The organism is Pedobacter sp. N36a, from assembly GCF_014472395.1.
Lineage (GTDB): Bacteria > Bacteroidota > Bacteroidia > Sphingobacteriales > Sphingobacteriaceae > Pedobacter.
Genome location: NZ_JACSZW010000002.1, coordinates 204,849 through 220,423 on the forward strand (window position 1 = coordinate 204,849; position 15,575 = coordinate 220,423).

Sequence of the window (15,575 nt, forward strand, 5' to 3'; positions counted from 1 at the left end):
GTATAGAAAGTGATAACACTTAAATGCCAAAGTTGTTTGAATCTATTTTTTATTGACCGGTATTTGTTTTGGCAGGATAAATGTTGCCATCAAATCATGAAAGCAATCGTAATTACCTCATTTGGAACGCCAGATGTCTTGAAGCTGGAAGAACGGGAAAAACCATCGATCAATGAAAATGAAGTGTTGATTAGGGTAACCGCCGCAGGAGTGAATCGTCCTGACGTATTTCAGCGAAAAGGCAGTTATCCTCCGCCACCTGATGCACCGCAGGATATACCAGGATTAGAGGTGGCAGGCCAGATTGAAGCACTGGGCGCAAATGTGAAGCATTGGAAGCTAAATGACAAAGTATGCGCATTAGTGGCTGGTGGCGGCTATGCAGAATATGTAAAAGTTAATGCTGGACACTGTTTGCCTATCCCGGAGGGACTAACTTTCGTTGAAGCAGCAGGTTTGCCTGAGACTGTTTTTACGGTCTGGAGCAACGTGTTTCAGCGTGGTCGTTTACAGGCTGCTGAAAAGTTATTGATTCATGGTGGCAGCAGTGGGATCGGTACTACCGCCATTCAATTGGCAAAATATATAGGCGCAACAGTAGTGGTCACTGTCGGTTCCGATCAAAAAGGACAGTATTGTCTGGAATTAGGAGCTGATCAATTTATCAATTACAAAAGCCATGATTTTGAAAAGGAGTTGAAAGATCAGCCTGTGGATGTAGTATTGGATATGATAGGCGGTGCATATTTTCAAAAGAATATAGAGGTTTTAAAACCTGATGGCAGACTGGTGTATATCAATGCCATGGAAGGGAATACGGTTTCTTTAAACATCATGCAGATGATGCGCAAAAGACTCAGCATCACTGGAAGCACTTTGCGAAATCGCGAGTCAGCGTTTAAAACCGCACTGACAGCAGATATTTTAGAAAAGGTCTGGCCAATGTTTGCCAAAGGGAAATATAATCCCACCATTTTTAAAGTTTTTCCTTTGGCTGAAGCCAGCAAAGCACATGAACTGATGGAAAGCAGTGCACATCTGGGTAAAATCATTTTGGAAATTTAATCCTAATGTTAATTCTGTACCTACAGATACCTATCTTTTGATCGGTATCTGTAGGTTGCTTTTGCCAGACCAATGTATCGTTAAGGGTGTGTCCGCATCTTTTATGGTTTCATTTGATACGGACTTTCCTGTGCCATGATTTACCTCCACAAACACATTGTTCAAAGGGGATATCGCTAGAATGAGTCTGCTTCCCTTAGGAATTTTTTTGCTGATAAACTTCCCTTGAACTGGAATGGATTCCATCTTTCCGGGCCTTAATAACTTTCTTTTACGGCTGTTATTTGCATAGCTGGCTCTGTGGATGGTACCCGACAGCATAAAGTACTTGCCGTCAGATTGCTGCTCATACAAGCTGATCTCTAAATCCATGTCTTTTTTATTGATGACAGCGAATAGCGTCGCATTAAAAGTTCCATTAATTGAAATATCATTGGAAAGTATTTCAGAACTGAAAATAACCTCATTGCTGCTAAGGGAATCAGACCATAAACTATTTGTTGATGACCATTTGCTCGGTATGCGTTTTGAAAAATCAAATTGCTGTTGGATATACTGCTTTGATGCTTTACCATCCAGTTTATAATATTCTCCATCTTTTTCTTCTGAAAAGTAAAAGTTCAGCGTATCGTTGTTCATCTGTTGAAAGGAGGGCACATGGGCCCAAGTATCTGTACCCATGACCTGATAATTAACTTTATCCTTTAGTATCTCTGGTTTTACGCTATCTTTTAGCGTATAGTTGAACCATTGAAAAACAAGGTCATTGATGCTGATCCTGGCAGAGGGGTCAATTTTATAGCCATTTACTACAGCTGAGGGGGTGTGCTGTGCTCCAAGATGGTCGTAAGGCCCGATTAATAAATAATGATTAGCGGAAGTATTCCATTTGTTGTGCTGATTAAAATAATGTAGGGATCCATCCTGATCTCCATCAAAATAACCAGTAATACTCAGCACAGGGATGCTTATTTTACTAAACTCCTTTTGGTAAGGGGTCATTTTCTGCCAGTATCGATCATACGATGGATGCTTAAGCCATTTTTGAAATATCACATTAGGCTTTCCTTTCATGCTATCCAGACTGTTAAAAGCCTTTCCACTGGTAAACCATTGTTTACTAAATTCATACCATTGGTCTGAGTCTTGAAAATCGGTTTGATCAGTCAATTTATGATTTGTGACGTAACGAGACCAGCGTAAGGAATAAGCGCTTGCTATACCATTTGTATATGGGAAATCTATACCCGGCGCAGCTGCCACCTGTGGAACAATGGTTTTTAGCGCAGGATGGAGCTTTTTTACTGCCGCCCACTGACTAAAGCCAAGGTAACTTCCTCCATACATGCCAATTTTCCCATTACACCAGCTTTGTTTACTGATCCAGTCTATCGCATCATAAGTATCTTCCGCATCATGCTCCCAAGGTTCAATAGACGCGGTAGAAATATATTTACCCCGCGTATTTAAGATGATGCCAATATACCCCTGATTTGCGATTTGTTTAGCCATAGCTACTTCCTCGGTGCTGGCGTAAATATTACTCATCATCACGACCGGCTGACTTTTTCCAAAGTATTTATTCTGGACAATTACTGCAGCGAGTTTTACGCCATCCCGCATGGTAATCATAGTGCTGTCTTGAATCATGTAATTGCTGAGGTCTGATTGTCTGATCAATACTTTTCCAGGGCTCAAGAAAGGCTGGTATACCAGATACTTAGTGAAAGCCTGCGAAAATATGATGGCCTCATCATAACTGACACTATCGCCAGCCCTAAACTGAACTTTACTGATCGCCTGCTGCCATTCGGCCGCTAAAGTCTCCTGGTCGTTTAAAAATGGCTCTGTCGCATATTCCAAAGCTTTTCCTTTGAAGCCATCTAGTACCACCGGAAATGTCATTTTGAAAAGTTCCACAGTGGACTGGGGCTCGCCAGCCTGCCGCATCAACTGGATGTTGTTGTAGGTGTCATAAAGGCACAAGAAGCCCGCTGCACTTCCAGCAGAAAATCCAGGTTTGGCGGCAATATTCGCACGAATAGAATCGATGCTCTGTAAGCTTTGCTGGTACTGCTCAGCCAGCAGTTGTAAGGAGAACATACAGCCAAAGTACTCCATATCTCTTTCATTTACTGCTGTCTTATGGAGTCGGTTCAGGAGAGTGGCAGCCAAAATAGGCATGTGTTTCTTCAGCGCAGCCGTATCGTTGATGATTTTGTCAGGGAGATAGATCTGCTGTGCTTGTAGCGAAGTAGATAAAAAGAACAGCAAGAGCAGGATCGGTGTGATTTTGTTTTTGAGCGTGGTTGAATTCAAGTTGGTTCGGTTAAGTGTAATCTTTGTTGAAGCAATGTAAAGAAAAACAATTGTCGAAATTATTTTACGTTAATATTTATTTTTCGAGAATAAAACAGCTTTGCAATGGGTTTTACATAACAATAGCGCTAGTTGAACTATTCAGGAGGACTAAGGTCGGATAGCACCTTATTGAAGATTCATCTTTTAAAGTATTGACACTGTTTTGAATGGAGGTTGATAGGGCCTATATTAGTCTGAAGCGCTATCAAACCCGGTAAGAGACTGCGTTAACTATCTTTTATCTATTTAATAATTATAATTTATATAAGGGAATACCTCAGATATTATCAGTACATTGGTCCCATTGAAATTTGGTGTTATTGCTTTCAACATCAATTAATTAACAACTCTTAATCACTCATGACATGGCAATAGCTTCAAATGGCCCGCAGGGTCACTTCAATGGAAAAGTAGGAAACCTGGTTTTTTATATGCTCAACGGGCAGCCAGTAGTTCGGTTAATCGGTAAAAAAGGGAAACCTAGTAAGCTTCAGTTGGCCAATTACCAGTCGATGGCCGTCACGATGAAATTGCTCAGCAGGATGGGCAGCTTTATTAAACTGGGCTATGGTCTGCAAGCTAAAGGAACGGTGTGCAATGCCCATAATTTGGCCACTTCCTACCATAAGAAACATGCTTTAAAGGGTGAATACCCTAATTTAAGTGTAGACTACAGCAAAGTGAAGCTGAGCCTGGGCGAGCTGCAGGAAACCAAAGATTTACAAATAAAGAAGCTGGCGGGTGGATTGGAAATTACCTGGGATGCTGCATATGATGATGAGCTGCAGCACAACGATAGTGTCATGGTGATGATTTGCTGCCCTGAAACTGGGCTTGACAAAGAATACCTGAATATAGCCAGAAGATCCGAAGGGAAATGTTTCATTCCGATGGAGGAGAAAGCCTTAAATCAGCAGATAGAACCTTATATTTCCTTTATCTCTGCGGATGGAGAAAGGGTATCTGATAGCGTATATCTAGGTAATTTGAACGGATTAGGCAACAATGAGGCAGAAAAACAGGAGCAAAAGAAGTATCAGCAGGTAAAAGAGCGCTTTGACCAGGTGTCTGTCAGTTACCTAAGACAATTAAAAGAAAACTTTAACATTCCGCCAGTTCATAAAGCTTTCAAAATATTGGAAAAGGAATATAGGGTACTTAAAGAAAAGCTGGAGCATTTACCAGGGAAACCCGCGTAATTTCACAGAACATCTTATTGTTTTTATCAGAACTCAGCATTAGGAATACTGGTTAAGGTAACTTTATGCCCAAAGCAAAAGTCCCACCCTGGAGTGAGACCTTGCTACTATTAACTACTAACTATCTTTAAAAATTAGGATATTGAGGGCAACTATTTCTTGGTTTTAAAGTCCTTATTATTAGATTCCTCGTTTTGCAATGCCGCAGCAACTCTTTCCTCAAAGGGCTTTAGGTTAATATTCAATTGCTGTTTAGAAACAGGGATTTCATTTGCGGTTTTCAAAGTAGGGGTGTATCCGCCAGAAGACATATAAAACATATCCGGATATTTCTCAGAAACACCTTGTTCATAATCTGTCCGCTGACCAGGTTTACCATCCGTATTGGAGAACTTTACTTTATTAAAGTTTACCCATTTTCCAGTCTGATCTTCCATGCCCCAGGCATTATAGTAATAAGCTTCTCTGCGTACCTGACCATTTGTATAGCCGAAATTTTCCAGGAAAGAATAGAAACCATCAAACATGCGCTGCTCTTTTGGTGCTCTCCAGGTGGCCACATATTTCCAGTCTTCACCTTCCAGTTTATACCAGGCAGATAAGACCACGGAGTTGTTGTCCTGCTTCAATACGTTCATTAAAAATTTCACAGGCTCCGCAGTTTTCCAATTGGCAGCTTTTACATAAGATTGTCCGCCGGTACCTTCACCACCAAAAGTGTTGACCGTAGTCGATTTATCTTTGTCTACAAATGACACATAATCATGTGCAGTGATGGTTTTGTCATTTTCGGCGTCTTTGCTGTCCCAAACGGAGAAAAGCACCCTGCGTTCCGTACTGGAGTTCGTTTGTATGCCCATGTAGCCGCGGTAAAAACCTAAGCTCATGTAATAGGTAGCCAGTGGATCGGCACCTTTAGGGACTATAATTTCTTGATAAATCCAGTTGTAAGATTTAGTAGTCGGTTCAGTACTGCTAAAGCTTAAATGTACGGAAGGAGAGGACTGATAATCAGTGTGATTAACTTGTCCGCCGTCTTTTAAGGATTTAAAAGTAAGTGAGGTAATTTTGATGGCCGATTGCGGATCAGTCACCGGTTTCAGTTCATACCTGAAATAACCAGTTTCTGGAACAGTGATATTGCCTGCAAACAGCGCGTTCGCCTGTCCGCTGCCATTAAATGTTATCTTTTTGCTAATGTTTTTGAATCCCTTGATTGGACTGGTTGGGCTAAGGATCAATTCAAAAGTTAGTTTTTTACCTTGGTCAACGGTATTGTCGAAATAAAAATCATACTGTCCTGGTTTTTGATAAAGATACCAGACTACGCTTTTACGCTGATCGCTCCATTTGGAAACGATGCCTTTGTCTTCCGGGTAACCTACCGGTACAGAAACCCCGCGGCTACCGGGGTTAAAAGGTTCAACGTAGGCCTTGTTTGCAGGAACAGTAAATACCTCTTTGAAGCTTTTACTTTGTGCAAGGCCCGAAAATGCGGCAGCCATCAATAAGAAGGTGGCGAGGCCGGTTTTAGGATTCAGTGAATTTGGTTTCATTTGTGTGTTTGGTTGTTTAATCAAATAACTAGAATAAATTGGTGATATTTAGTGTTCTTGTCTGCACAAACGTTTGCACAAGATTTTTTGCCCCGGGAGCGAGCTCAGTTTTTGTAGGATAAACCTGCTTTTTATAGCCAACACAAAAGCCAGCTCTGTAAATCAGAACTGGCTCCAGTGATATCAATAGGAAATTATAATGTTTGTTGCTTTTAGTGGAGGGGAGCAGCGTCAGGAATGCGCGTTTGTCCGAATAAATCTTCTACAACCGGAGGCAGCATTTCTATTTTCTGTTTTTCTTCTTTATTCTTTTCCACCTTAACTTTTTCTTCCTTTAACTTGGCCGTTTTAGGACTATCCGAACTGTTTTTAACAGTTTTAGGTTTTTCCTCAGGAGCCTTTTCTGCTGCTGTAGCTGTAGTGGATGAAGGTGTTTCTTCAGTTTTCGCAGATGGAATAACTGTTTTTGAGGTCGCAGTTTCTGCTGCTTCAGCTTTAACCGCCGACTGTGTTGGTTCAATAACCGGTACCGAACCACCATCAACCTTTGCGGCTGTTTTTGCTAAATCTTCAATGATGCGCTTTCCGAGGATCTCCGCCGAAACATTTTCCTTTTTATCAAGGTTGGCCTGAGCTAGCTGTGCTTTCAGTTCTTCCAATTCAATCTGCTGCGCCAGAACCAGGGCTTGCTGCTCCTGAATCAGAAGATCCTTTTCGTTCAGATAAGATTTTAATCCATGGATGCCTTCGCCGATTTCTTCAGCAGCACCCGCCAGTTTGTTTAATGTTTTCGAAAAATCATTTAATCCTCCATGCTCCGTCTTTTCCTGGTAACGGGCATTGTGGTCGATGGCTGCCCATCCTTCCTCAAAAATACTGCGGATCTGAACAGCCACTTTGTATTCTTTTTTACTAGGTGCAGTTTTAATGACATAGTCAATAGAACGGTAACCATCTGGCTGAACATTCAATTCAAATCCTTGATCAGTAAATTCTTTAGTGCTGGATGCCGCATCTGTTAACCTCACATTTGCCTTGATCTTGTCAAAAACTACAAATTGATCAAGGATACTTTCATGAATTTTTGCCCAGTCAGATTTAAAAAGAGGAATGACGCTAATGCTGATCAGGTTATCAATTAATTCTTCATAATTTGTTAAATCAATGCTGATAGCTGGATTTTGAAGCTGATAAGCTAGCAATTTATTGAGCAGCTCTTCTGAGGGAATGACTTGGTATTTTATCGCATGTACCGCATTGAATTTGAATAGTATTTTGACCACTCCGGTACCAACTTCATCATATGCAGCTCTTTTTGATTCAAAATCTGCGCTGATGTTTAATAGTGTTTCATAATTAAGGTTTGCGGCTTTAAAATCTGCTGATGTCAGCTTGTACTTGCTAAGAAAATCAGCTTGTTGGATCTTACTCATCTCTTGTGGGATCATACTCATTTATAAATGGTTGTTGGTTCTTTTTTTAGGGTGGTTCTTACCCTTCAAAAATAGTCTTTTTCGGCAGATTAGGAATAGTATGGAGGATTTTGATGCACCTTTTTAAGGGCATATTCGTGTCACAAATTGAAACGTATTGATACACTGAGTACTGCATTTTAAAAATCAAATGAAAATATTCCGGTAAATGGGAAAGCCTGACGTCATAAGGATTGTTCAGTAAAAAACAAGCCGGCGATTAAAGCCGGCTTGCTGATGCTTAAAAATCAAACAGGTCTTCTAAAAAGGATTTCTTCTTTTTAGGGTAGCCATTTGGGTGATTTCCGTAGCCATGCTGGCCACGTTGATCCTGACCACGCTGGTCTTGTCCCCGGTAGCCTTCCTGACGGAAATTCTGCTCCCTACGATCATGCTCCTTTTGGTCTTGTCGGAAGGGCTGTGTCTCATTGTTCGCACTGTCTTTATGCTGTTCGAATGCCAGTAGTTTATCTAATTCACCTCTGTCTAACCAGATGCCGCGGCATTTTGGGCAGTAATCAATTTCTACATTATTTCTTACAGTCATTAATAAGGTTTCCTGGCAATTTGGGCAATTCATAATTGATTTTTCTTTTAGTTTTTAATAACGATCCTAATGATTTTAAATACTTCATCTTAGCCATAATATATCGCTATCCTACCGATAGACAGATTTATAGCTATAAATGGATGAAGTCGAAGACGAAAAAGGATTGAGGTTTAAAACGGCGTGAGCCTAAAAAGAAAAGAATATTCGCCATGCTGTGGCCAGTTCCATGGAGCAATTGCAATTTTTGCTGCTGCCTGAGGGAGTTCCGGATCAACAATGGCATCATGATTTGTAATCTTGGACGGAGAATACTTGGCTTTTTTAACAGCCGAGGTATAGCCTTTATCCAAGGGGACATCATCCAATAGGTCCCCCTGGTGATAAGAACTGTATAAGAAAAAAGAATTTTTATTGGAGGAATCAGCAGAAAAAGCATTTTGTATAAAAAACAACCCCCACACAAAGGCTAGAGACGCGAGTACAGCTTTTCTTAAACTTATTGTCTTTTTCAAATTAACCCTTATACAATTTAAACCGCTCCAAGATAACCACAATTCTGACACATTCAGACGCTTGTGATACAAAGGAGATAGCGATGACTGTTATTTACGCAGTAATTTGCGCGGAACTCCTTCATTTGTCATCACAACCGGCTTGATCAGGCCATCTTTATCAAAATACATTTTGTCAATACAGGTTTCCCGGAAATTGCCATCGGTCTGATCTAGTGGTCTTCTGTGGTATACAATGTACCAATCGTTGCTTTTCTCATCTCCGATCACAGAGTGATGTCCGGCACCCTTCGCGATTTTTGAATCCTGCTGTAAAATTTTACCTACTCTTTTAAATGGCCCCATCGGAGAATCCGCAATTGCATAAGCCACACTGTAATCCGGGCCTGTCCATCCGCCTTCTGACCACATAAAATAGTATTTATTGTTTCTCATGAACATAAATGGACCTTCCACGTAGTCTTCAGGAGTGATCTCTTTGAAGGTACTGCCATCAGCCATCGGTAGAAAGCCCGTAAACTGATCATTTAACCTGGCAATATTGCAATGCTTCCAGCCGCCATAGATGAGGTAATATTTACCGTCTTTGTCTTTAAAAACAAACTGGTCGATCGGCTGCGCGCCATTGTGAAATTTGTCGACCAAGGGCTTGCCTATATGGTCCTTAAAAGGCCCTGCAGGGTTGTTTGCCACTGCAACACCAATTCCACCAGATTCCTGGTCGTTCTGAATGTCATTCGCTCCGAAAAATAAGAAATACTGGTCCTTTTTCTTAATGATTGAAGGTGCCCAGATCGCTTTTTTTGCCCATTTCACATTGGCCGTATCTAATATTTTTGGATGCTTTGTCCAGGTGATTAGGTCAGGGGAGGAAAACGCATCAAAGAACACTTGTTTTTCGTAAGGGGCAGAAAACGTAGGATATACCCAGTATTTATTGCCAAATACGATGCCTTCCGGATCTGCATACCAGCCTTTAAAGATTGGATTGCCTGAATAGACTGTGGTTTTTTTAGTTTGAGCATTGGTACTGCTTACCGCGGAAAATAAGAGTGCCGCAAAAAATAATTTCTTCATTCCATGTTAGGGTTAGTAATATTTGGTTATTTAGGTCGAATCAGCCAGTAGAAAAGGTTTAAAATCCTCTCGATTGCATTTAAAAACAATTTAGCATGTTCTTAGAACAAGTATAATATAAAAATCAGAGATGAGGCATCATCAGCGCGTAACATTAAGTAGACAAAAGGAGTTTCGTCTTTTTTTTGCCATAAAATTATTAAGCTTCAATTTTGTCCTTCTCTCGGGTCATCTTTGTTGGATTGATAAGGAACAACTCCTTATGTCGGTGAACAGCCGGTAAAAAGAAAAAGAAAAACACACGAATGATTACAAGGTTAGGCAAAATTCTCTTTTCCACCCGAACGATGGGTGCTATGTTATTGTTATACGCTTTCTCCATGGCCATGGCCACCTTTGTTGAAAACGATTATGGGACGGCAGTAGCCAAAGCATTAATCTACAACTGCTGGTGGTTTGAACTGGTGATGGTGATTCTAGTACTCAACTTTATAGGTAATATCGGTAGGTACCAATTGACGCAGCGCAAAAAATGGCCGCTATTGGTATTTCACCTGGCCTTTGTAATCATTTTTATTGGTGGATACATTACCAGATATGTGAGTTTTGAAGGCTCCATGCACATCAGAGAAGGAGAATCAAGTGATGAAATCATTTCTGATGCTACCTTTTTTAAGATGCAGATTGGAAAAGATGATCAGGCATTGGCCTATGATGATCAGCCAGCAATTTTAATTTCTAACCGCATTCCAACCTATTTAAAACCTTTCAAAAAGACTTTCAAAGGGGAATATGACTATCAGGGACAAAGAGTAAAGGTAAAAGTAATCGATTTTTATGCAAGAGCGCAGGATTCCCTGGTACGTACACCTTCAGGTAAATCAACTTTACACTTGGTCGTACTGGAAAATGGAAATCGCGTCAATAAATACATTCCTACAGGAACTGTGCAGCTGATTTCAAACATGCTGATCAGTTATAATAAAGAAACACCGGGCGCTATCAATCTTTCAGATGCGAGTGATGCACTTCAAATTGCCACGCCTTTCGCCGGAGATTATATGATCATGGCCACTCAGGAGAAGAAACCTGTGCCTGCAGACAATCCAGTACAGCCATTTCACCTGAGAAGTTTATATACTTTCGGCAATTTAGCTTTCGTAATTCCTGAAGCTCCGGTTGCGGGTAATATCATCTATTTTGAAGGGGATAAGACCAAGCATGAACATGATCTGGACCTGATTAAAGTGGAAGTAGCCACGGCAAATAAAGTAGATACCGTTTCGTTTTACGGTGGAAAAGGAATCACTAATTTTCAGCACCAAAGTGAAATCGGCGGACTAAGAATTTCTATGGCTTATGGCTCTAAAATTTATAAAACACCGTTTTCGATAAAACTGGTAGACTTTAAAATGGAGAAATATCCAGGTAGCAACAGTCCTGCTTCTTATTCATCTGACGTCATGATCCAGGATGGCGGACAAGACACACCTTATAAAATTTACATGAACCACGTGCTAGACAAAGCAGGATACCGCTTATTCCAGGCTAGTTTTGACGATGATGAAAAAGGAACAGTGCTTTCTGTAAACCATGATGAACTGGGTACAAACGTTACTTATATCGGCTATACCTTACTATTCCTGGGTATGTTCGTTACGCTATTCTGGAAAGGAACACATTTTTCTAAACTGAACGAACAACTGAGAGCACTCTCTAAATCTGCAAAAACGAAATCACTTTTACTGGCCCTGTTGTTCCTTCCTTTAGGTGCAGCGTTTAGCCAGAAGATCGATATGCACGGCAAGAACGGGTCGACCGCTGTTCCGGGACTGGTAAAACCACAGGCACAAATGCCTGCAGACGATGGCCACAATCATGCGCCTGGCGACGGACACGATCACTCCGCAGATGATGGACATAATCATGCGCCTGGCGATGGTCATGATCACTCCGCAGATGCAGCTGCAGGACCAGTTCAGGCACATAACCACGAGCAGCCAACAAAGGCTGAAATGCAAATGATGCTTTCTGCAAAATCTGTAGATCCGGTACAGTTTGCTGCAGGCATTAAAATTGATCCCGCACATGCGGATAAATTTGGTCATTTAGCGGTACAGAATATCGATGGAAGGGTAGAGCCGATCAATACTATGGCTCTGGAGATCCTGAGAAAATTACACCGTAAAGATCGCTTCCATGGCTTAAGTGCAAATCAGTTCTTCCTTTCAGTATCCACTACACCTTTCATCTGGGTGAATGTTCCACTCCTTAAAATTGGTGCAAAAGGTGGCCCGGAATTGTTAAAAGTGGTTAAGGCAAATGAAGATGGCTATACTTCGATGATCAACCTGCTAAAAGTAGGAGAAGATGGAACGCTTCAATTTATACTAAAAGACGATTATTCAAAAGCTTTTGCGAAGAAACCAGCTGAGCAAAACAATTACGATAAAGAGATTATTGACCTGAATGATAAATTACAGGCGATGCAGTCCCTGATCAATGGTCAATATTTACGCATTTTCCCGATCCAGGGTGATGCAAACAATACCTGGATTGCAATGCCTTCTGCCTTACCAGGCTCTGCATTAGTAGGAGAATTGAATCCTATTGATCGCTATGCGAAAAGTATTAAAGACGGTCAGCAGACAGGAAATTGGGAAGCAGCAAATAAAGCTTTAGATCAGATTAAAGACATTCAGCTGAAATTTGGTAAAGACGTTTTACCTTCGGATACGAAGATCTTCTGGGAAGTGAGCTACAATTCCTGGAACTTATTCCTGAACTTGATGATTACTTATGCCATGTTAGGCGCCGTAATCCTTGGATTGGCTTTCTTTAAGTTGTTTAAGAACAACAAAATGTTGGATAAGCTGGTGACCTTTGTGTTGATTTTAATCAGCATCTCGGCATTCCTGCAAGGTTTTGGCCTAGCAACAAGATGGTATATTTCTGGTCATGAGCCATGGAGTAATGGGTATGAAGCCGTATTGTTTATCAGTTGGATTGGCGTACTTTCCGGTCTTGGGATGTACAGGAACAGCAACGCCTTTATTCCTGCAGCAGGTTGTTTAATCGCGGTGATTTTGATGGGTTTCGCTCATGGCGGATCACAGATGAATCCTCAGATTACGCCATTGGTTCCAGTACTTAAATCTTACTGGCTGATGATTCACGTAGCGATCATTACTTCGAGTTATGGTTTCTTCGGACTGAGTGCCTTAATGGGTACGGTTGTTTTAATTTTATACATTATTGACAATAATAAGATCTCTGCAAAAGTGAAATCTTCCATTACAGAATTGACCATTGTGAACGAAATGTCCTTAACAGTAGGTCTGTTTTTACTTACTGTAGGTACTTTCTTAGGGGGGATCTGGGCAAATGAAAGCTGGGGACGTTATTGGAGCTGGGACCCTAAAGAGACCTGGGCTTTTATCTCTGTGATCGTTTACGCCTTTGTTTTACACGTACGCCTGATCCCAGGATTGAGAACCAAATACCTGTTTAACTTATTGTCACTCCTGAGTTTCTCTACGATTATCATGACGTATTTTGGTGTAAACTACTACTTAACCGGATTGCATTCTTATGCACAAGGTGATCCTGTTCCAATCCCATCATGGGTGTATGTGACCGTAGGAGTAGTTTTTGTATTGGCTTTCGTCTCTTACAGAAGGTTCAAACTTCGAAGTAAGTAATCGATTTATATTTGAGGCCGACCATTTGGTCGGCCTTTTTTTTTAAGTAAATCCAAGTTCATCTACCACCATCCCATGTGCCTCTACAGGAATCCCTATCACGTATACTGCCCTTTCTGAGGAGCGGTCAATGGATAGACTGGCAAATATTGGATTGATAATTGGATTACTCATTATCTTGTAATTGGACTACAATGATCATCCAATTGTTCGTTATTTTTGTTTCAGCAAATCACTCATATCCTAAGAGATCAAATACCATGTACATACCTAAGCAATTCCAGTTCGAGGAAGAAAGCGAAAAGATAACTTTCTTGAAGCAATACAGTTTTGCAAAGATGGTGACTACTAAAGCCGCGGCAAAAGATAGCAGACTACCTGGAGAAAAGTGACAGCAGCTCAGAAAAAGCAATAGCAGACTATATCAGAAAAATATAAACAGAGATCACCATGGAAAATACATTGAATCCCCTTAGAAACTTTAGCATTCAACCGCTGCTGGAGAACGAAGATATCGTACTGATTCCATTGAAAGAAAGGGATTTTGAAGCTTTATATAATTTAGCCTCAGATCCGAAGATCTGGGAGCAGCATCCCAACAAAGATCGCTGGAAGAAAGATGTTTTCCAGAATTTCTTTGATGGCGCAATGCAAAGTAAAGGAGCCTTTAAAATTGTAGATAAAGCCAGCAATGAGCTGATGGGCAGCACCAGGTTTTATGATTATGACGAATTGGAAGATAAGATTTTTATAGGTTATACCTTCTATGGGACCGCTTATTGGGGCAAAGGAATCAACCCTGCAGTCAAGAAGTTAATGATGGATTATATATTCCAGTTTGTATCAAAAGTCCAGTTCCATATCGGCGCTACGAATCTCCGTTCGCAGATTGCGATTGGCAGAATTGGGGCCATAAAAGTAGCCGAAGAGGAAGTTACCTATTTTGGAGAGACGCCTAAGTTCAACTTCGTATACGAGATCAATCGATAAGTAAAAAAGGCATGGAGTTTTTTACCCCATGCCTTTCCTATCAGTTATCTTTTTAGGCTGCTTAGATTTTATTCAGCCCAGCATCGATAAAGTTCAGCTCTTCTGCGCTTAAATCAAAGCTCATGGCCTGCGCATTCGCAATTGCCTGTTCCGCATTTCTAGCACCTGCCAATACAATGGTAATGCCATTTTGAAGGGTTGTCCAACGTAAAACCAATTGTGCCAGGCTCGCATTTTTCTCTGCTGCAATCGGACGAATGCTTTCCAGAAATGCTTTTACTTTCTCCAGGTCAAATTGTCCGAAATAGCCATTTCTATGGTCCTCCATTTTTAGTTTTTCATTCTGGAAGTATTTGCCTGAAAGCAAGCCTCTTTCCATCGGACTGTAGACAATTATTCCGATGTTGTTTGCTATCGTATAAGGTACAAGGTCCTGTTCGATGCCACGGTTCAGCATGCGGTAAGCGACCTGATTTGCGGCAGGAACAAAAGTGTTTCCTGCTGTTTTCAATTGATCCAAACTGTAGTTTGAAACTGCCGCTGCACGTACTTTTCCCTGCTGGATTAAGCTTCCCATGGCCTCCATGGTTTCATCGATTGGGGTAGTCGCATCCGGCCAGTGCTTTCTTCTACTTCTTTGATGATGTTCGCTTTTGACGATAATTTATAGATAGGAACGTTTTTTCCATCTGCATTGACGTCGAAGAAATGTTCTCCTTTTCCCTGGTTGCTGCCATCCCAAACTAAGCCGAATTTGGTTAATAGCTGTACTTTAGTTCTGTCTTTTCCTTTTAAGGCTTGTCCAATCAGTTCTTCACTTAATCCAAAACCGTAAAAAGGAGCCGTATCTAAACTGGTCAGGCCATGATCCAAAGCCGCATGGATGGCTTCAATTGAATCTTTCTGCTCATCTCCACCCCACATTGTACCGCCAATTGCAAAGGTACCATAAGTAATGGTTGATAATTCTAATGCTGTATTTCCTAATTTTCTATATTCCATTTTGCTGTTAATTATTGAGGGCACAAAATTCCTTAAAATCGATCTATCCTCAAAATAACATGACTGGTAGTTATCTATCATTTTAATGAT

Annotated in this window: 12 protein-coding genes and 1 pseudogene; 5 read left to right on the forward strand and 8 right to left on the reverse strand. The window is 40.9% G+C overall.

Translation table 11 applies throughout. The annotated features are described in order from the left end of the window. Positions 1 to 96 precede the first annotated feature (96 nt). Positions 97 to 1,065 carry an NAD(P)H-quinone oxidoreductase gene (locus tag H9X96_RS04685; protein WP_187665176.1) on the forward strand — a complete coding sequence of 323 codons (969 nt, stop codon included), beginning with the start codon at positions 97 to 99 and terminating at the stop codon, positions 1,063 to 1,065. 30 nt (positions 1,066 to 1,095) lie between these two features. Here H9X96_RS04685 and H9X96_RS04690 read toward each other — a convergent pair whose 3' ends face one another. Beyond that, positions 1,096 to 3,384, reverse strand: coding sequence for a CocE/NonD family hydrolase (locus tag H9X96_RS04690; RefSeq protein WP_187665177.1), 2,289 nt, complete (start codon positions 3,382 to 3,384; stop codon positions 1,096 to 1,098). A gap of 407 nt (positions 3,385 to 3,791) precedes the next feature. On the opposite strand from H9X96_RS04690, the gene H9X96_RS04695 reads away from it, so the two are divergent. After that, positions 3,792 to 4,625, forward strand: a complete 834-nt coding sequence (locus H9X96_RS04695) for a DUF6266 family protein (RefSeq protein ID WP_187665178.1) — start codon at positions 3,792 to 3,794, stop codon at positions 4,623 to 4,625. Between the two features lie 152 nt (positions 4,626 to 4,777). Here H9X96_RS04695 and H9X96_RS04700 read toward each other — a convergent pair whose 3' ends face one another. The 5 genes from H9X96_RS04700 to H9X96_RS04720 form a co-directional block, all read right to left on the reverse strand. Then, on the reverse strand, positions 4,778 to 6,181 hold the full coding sequence (locus H9X96_RS04700; protein ID WP_255430992.1) for a DUF3472 domain-containing protein: 1,404 nt from the start codon (positions 6,179 to 6,181) through the stop codon (positions 4,778 to 4,780). 212 nt (positions 6,182 to 6,393) lie between these two features. Continuing rightward, positions 6,394 to 7,635 (reverse strand): hypothetical protein, encoded by a 1,242-nt coding sequence (locus H9X96_RS04705; protein ID WP_187665179.1) that lies wholly within the window; start codon positions 7,633 to 7,635, stop codon positions 6,394 to 6,396. A gap of 259 nt (positions 7,636 to 7,894) precedes the next feature. Beyond that, positions 7,895 to 8,200, reverse strand: coding sequence for a zf-TFIIB domain-containing protein (locus H9X96_RS04710; protein ID WP_370576710.1), 306 nt, complete (start codon positions 8,198 to 8,200; stop codon positions 7,895 to 7,897). A gap of 173 nt (positions 8,201 to 8,373) precedes the next feature. Beyond that, positions 8,374 to 8,715: a hypothetical protein gene (locus tag H9X96_RS04715; protein WP_187665181.1), complete on the reverse strand. Its 342-nt coding sequence runs from the start codon at positions 8,713 to 8,715 to the stop codon at positions 8,374 to 8,376. A gap of 90 nt (positions 8,716 to 8,805) precedes the next feature. Then, positions 8,806 to 9,792, reverse strand: a complete 987-nt coding sequence (locus H9X96_RS04720) for a glycoside hydrolase family 43 protein (RefSeq protein ID WP_187665182.1) — start codon at positions 9,790 to 9,792, stop codon at positions 8,806 to 8,808. A gap of 305 nt (positions 9,793 to 10,097) precedes the next feature. On the opposite strand from H9X96_RS04720, the gene ccsA reads away from it, so the two are divergent. Continuing rightward, positions 10,098 to 13,493, forward strand: coding sequence for a cytochrome c biogenesis protein CcsA (ccsA, locus tag H9X96_RS04725; protein ID WP_255430993.1), 3,396 nt, complete (start codon positions 10,098 to 10,100; stop codon positions 13,491 to 13,493). A 42-nt stretch (positions 13,494 to 13,535) separates the two neighbouring features. Here ccsA and H9X96_RS22840 read toward each other — a convergent pair whose 3' ends face one another. Further along, a complete protein-coding gene (locus H9X96_RS22840) occupies positions 13,536 to 13,667 on the reverse strand; it encodes a hypothetical protein (protein ID WP_255430994.1) in 132 nt (43 codons plus the stop codon). An 86-nt stretch (positions 13,668 to 13,753) separates the two neighbouring features. On the opposite strand from H9X96_RS22840, the gene H9X96_RS22845 reads away from it, so the two are divergent. Continuing rightward, positions 13,754 to 13,885, forward strand: coding sequence for a hypothetical protein (locus tag H9X96_RS22845; RefSeq protein ID WP_255430995.1), 132 nt, complete (start codon positions 13,754 to 13,756; stop codon positions 13,883 to 13,885). Between the two features lie 58 nt (positions 13,886 to 13,943). Then, positions 13,944 to 14,483: a GNAT family N-acetyltransferase gene (locus H9X96_RS04730; protein WP_187665183.1), complete on the forward strand. Its 540-nt coding sequence runs from the start codon at positions 13,944 to 13,946 to the stop codon at positions 14,481 to 14,483. 61 nt (positions 14,484 to 14,544) lie between these two features. Here H9X96_RS04730 and H9X96_RS04735 read toward each other — a convergent pair. Further along, a pseudogene (locus H9X96_RS04735) lies at positions 14,545 to 15,566 on the reverse strand (aldo/keto reductase). Positions 15,567 to 15,575 lie beyond the last annotated feature (9 nt).

Excerpts from the sequence above, each read along its gene's own strand:
- H9X96_RS04685 (WP_187665176.1), top strand. The coding sequence starts at position 97 with ATGAAAGCAATCGTAATTACCTCATTTGGAACGCCAGATGTCTTGAAG.
- H9X96_RS04695 (WP_187665178.1), top strand. The coding sequence starts at position 3,792 with ATGGCAATAGCTTCAAATGGCCCGCAGGGTCACTTCAATGGAAAAGTA.
- H9X96_RS04700 (WP_255430992.1), bottom strand. The coding sequence starts at position 6,181 with ATGAAACCAAATTCACTGAATCCTAAAACCGGCCTCGCCACCTTCTTA.
- H9X96_RS04705 (WP_187665179.1), bottom strand. The coding sequence starts at position 7,635 with ATGAGTATGATCCCACAAGAGATGAGTAAGATCCAACAAGCTGATTTT.
- H9X96_RS04710 (WP_370576710.1), bottom strand. The coding sequence starts at position 8,200 with ATGACTGTAAGAAATAATGTAGAAATTGATTACTGCCCAAAATGCCGC.
- H9X96_RS04720 (WP_187665182.1), bottom strand. The coding sequence starts at position 9,792 with ATGAAGAAATTATTTTTTGCGGCACTCTTATTTTCCGCGGTAAGCAGT.
- ccsA (WP_255430993.1), top strand. The coding sequence starts at position 10,098 with ATGATTACAAGGTTAGGCAAAATTCTCTTTTCCACCCGAACGATGGGT.
- H9X96_RS22840 (WP_255430994.1), bottom strand. The coding sequence starts at position 13,667 with ATGAGTAATCCAATTATCAATCCAATATTTGCCAGTCTATCCATTGAC.
- H9X96_RS22845 (WP_255430995.1), top strand. The coding sequence starts at position 13,754 with ATGTACATACCTAAGCAATTCCAGTTCGAGGAAGAAAGCGAAAAGATA.
- H9X96_RS04730 (WP_187665183.1), top strand. The coding sequence starts at position 13,944 with ATGGAAAATACATTGAATCCCCTTAGAAACTTTAGCATTCAACCGCTG.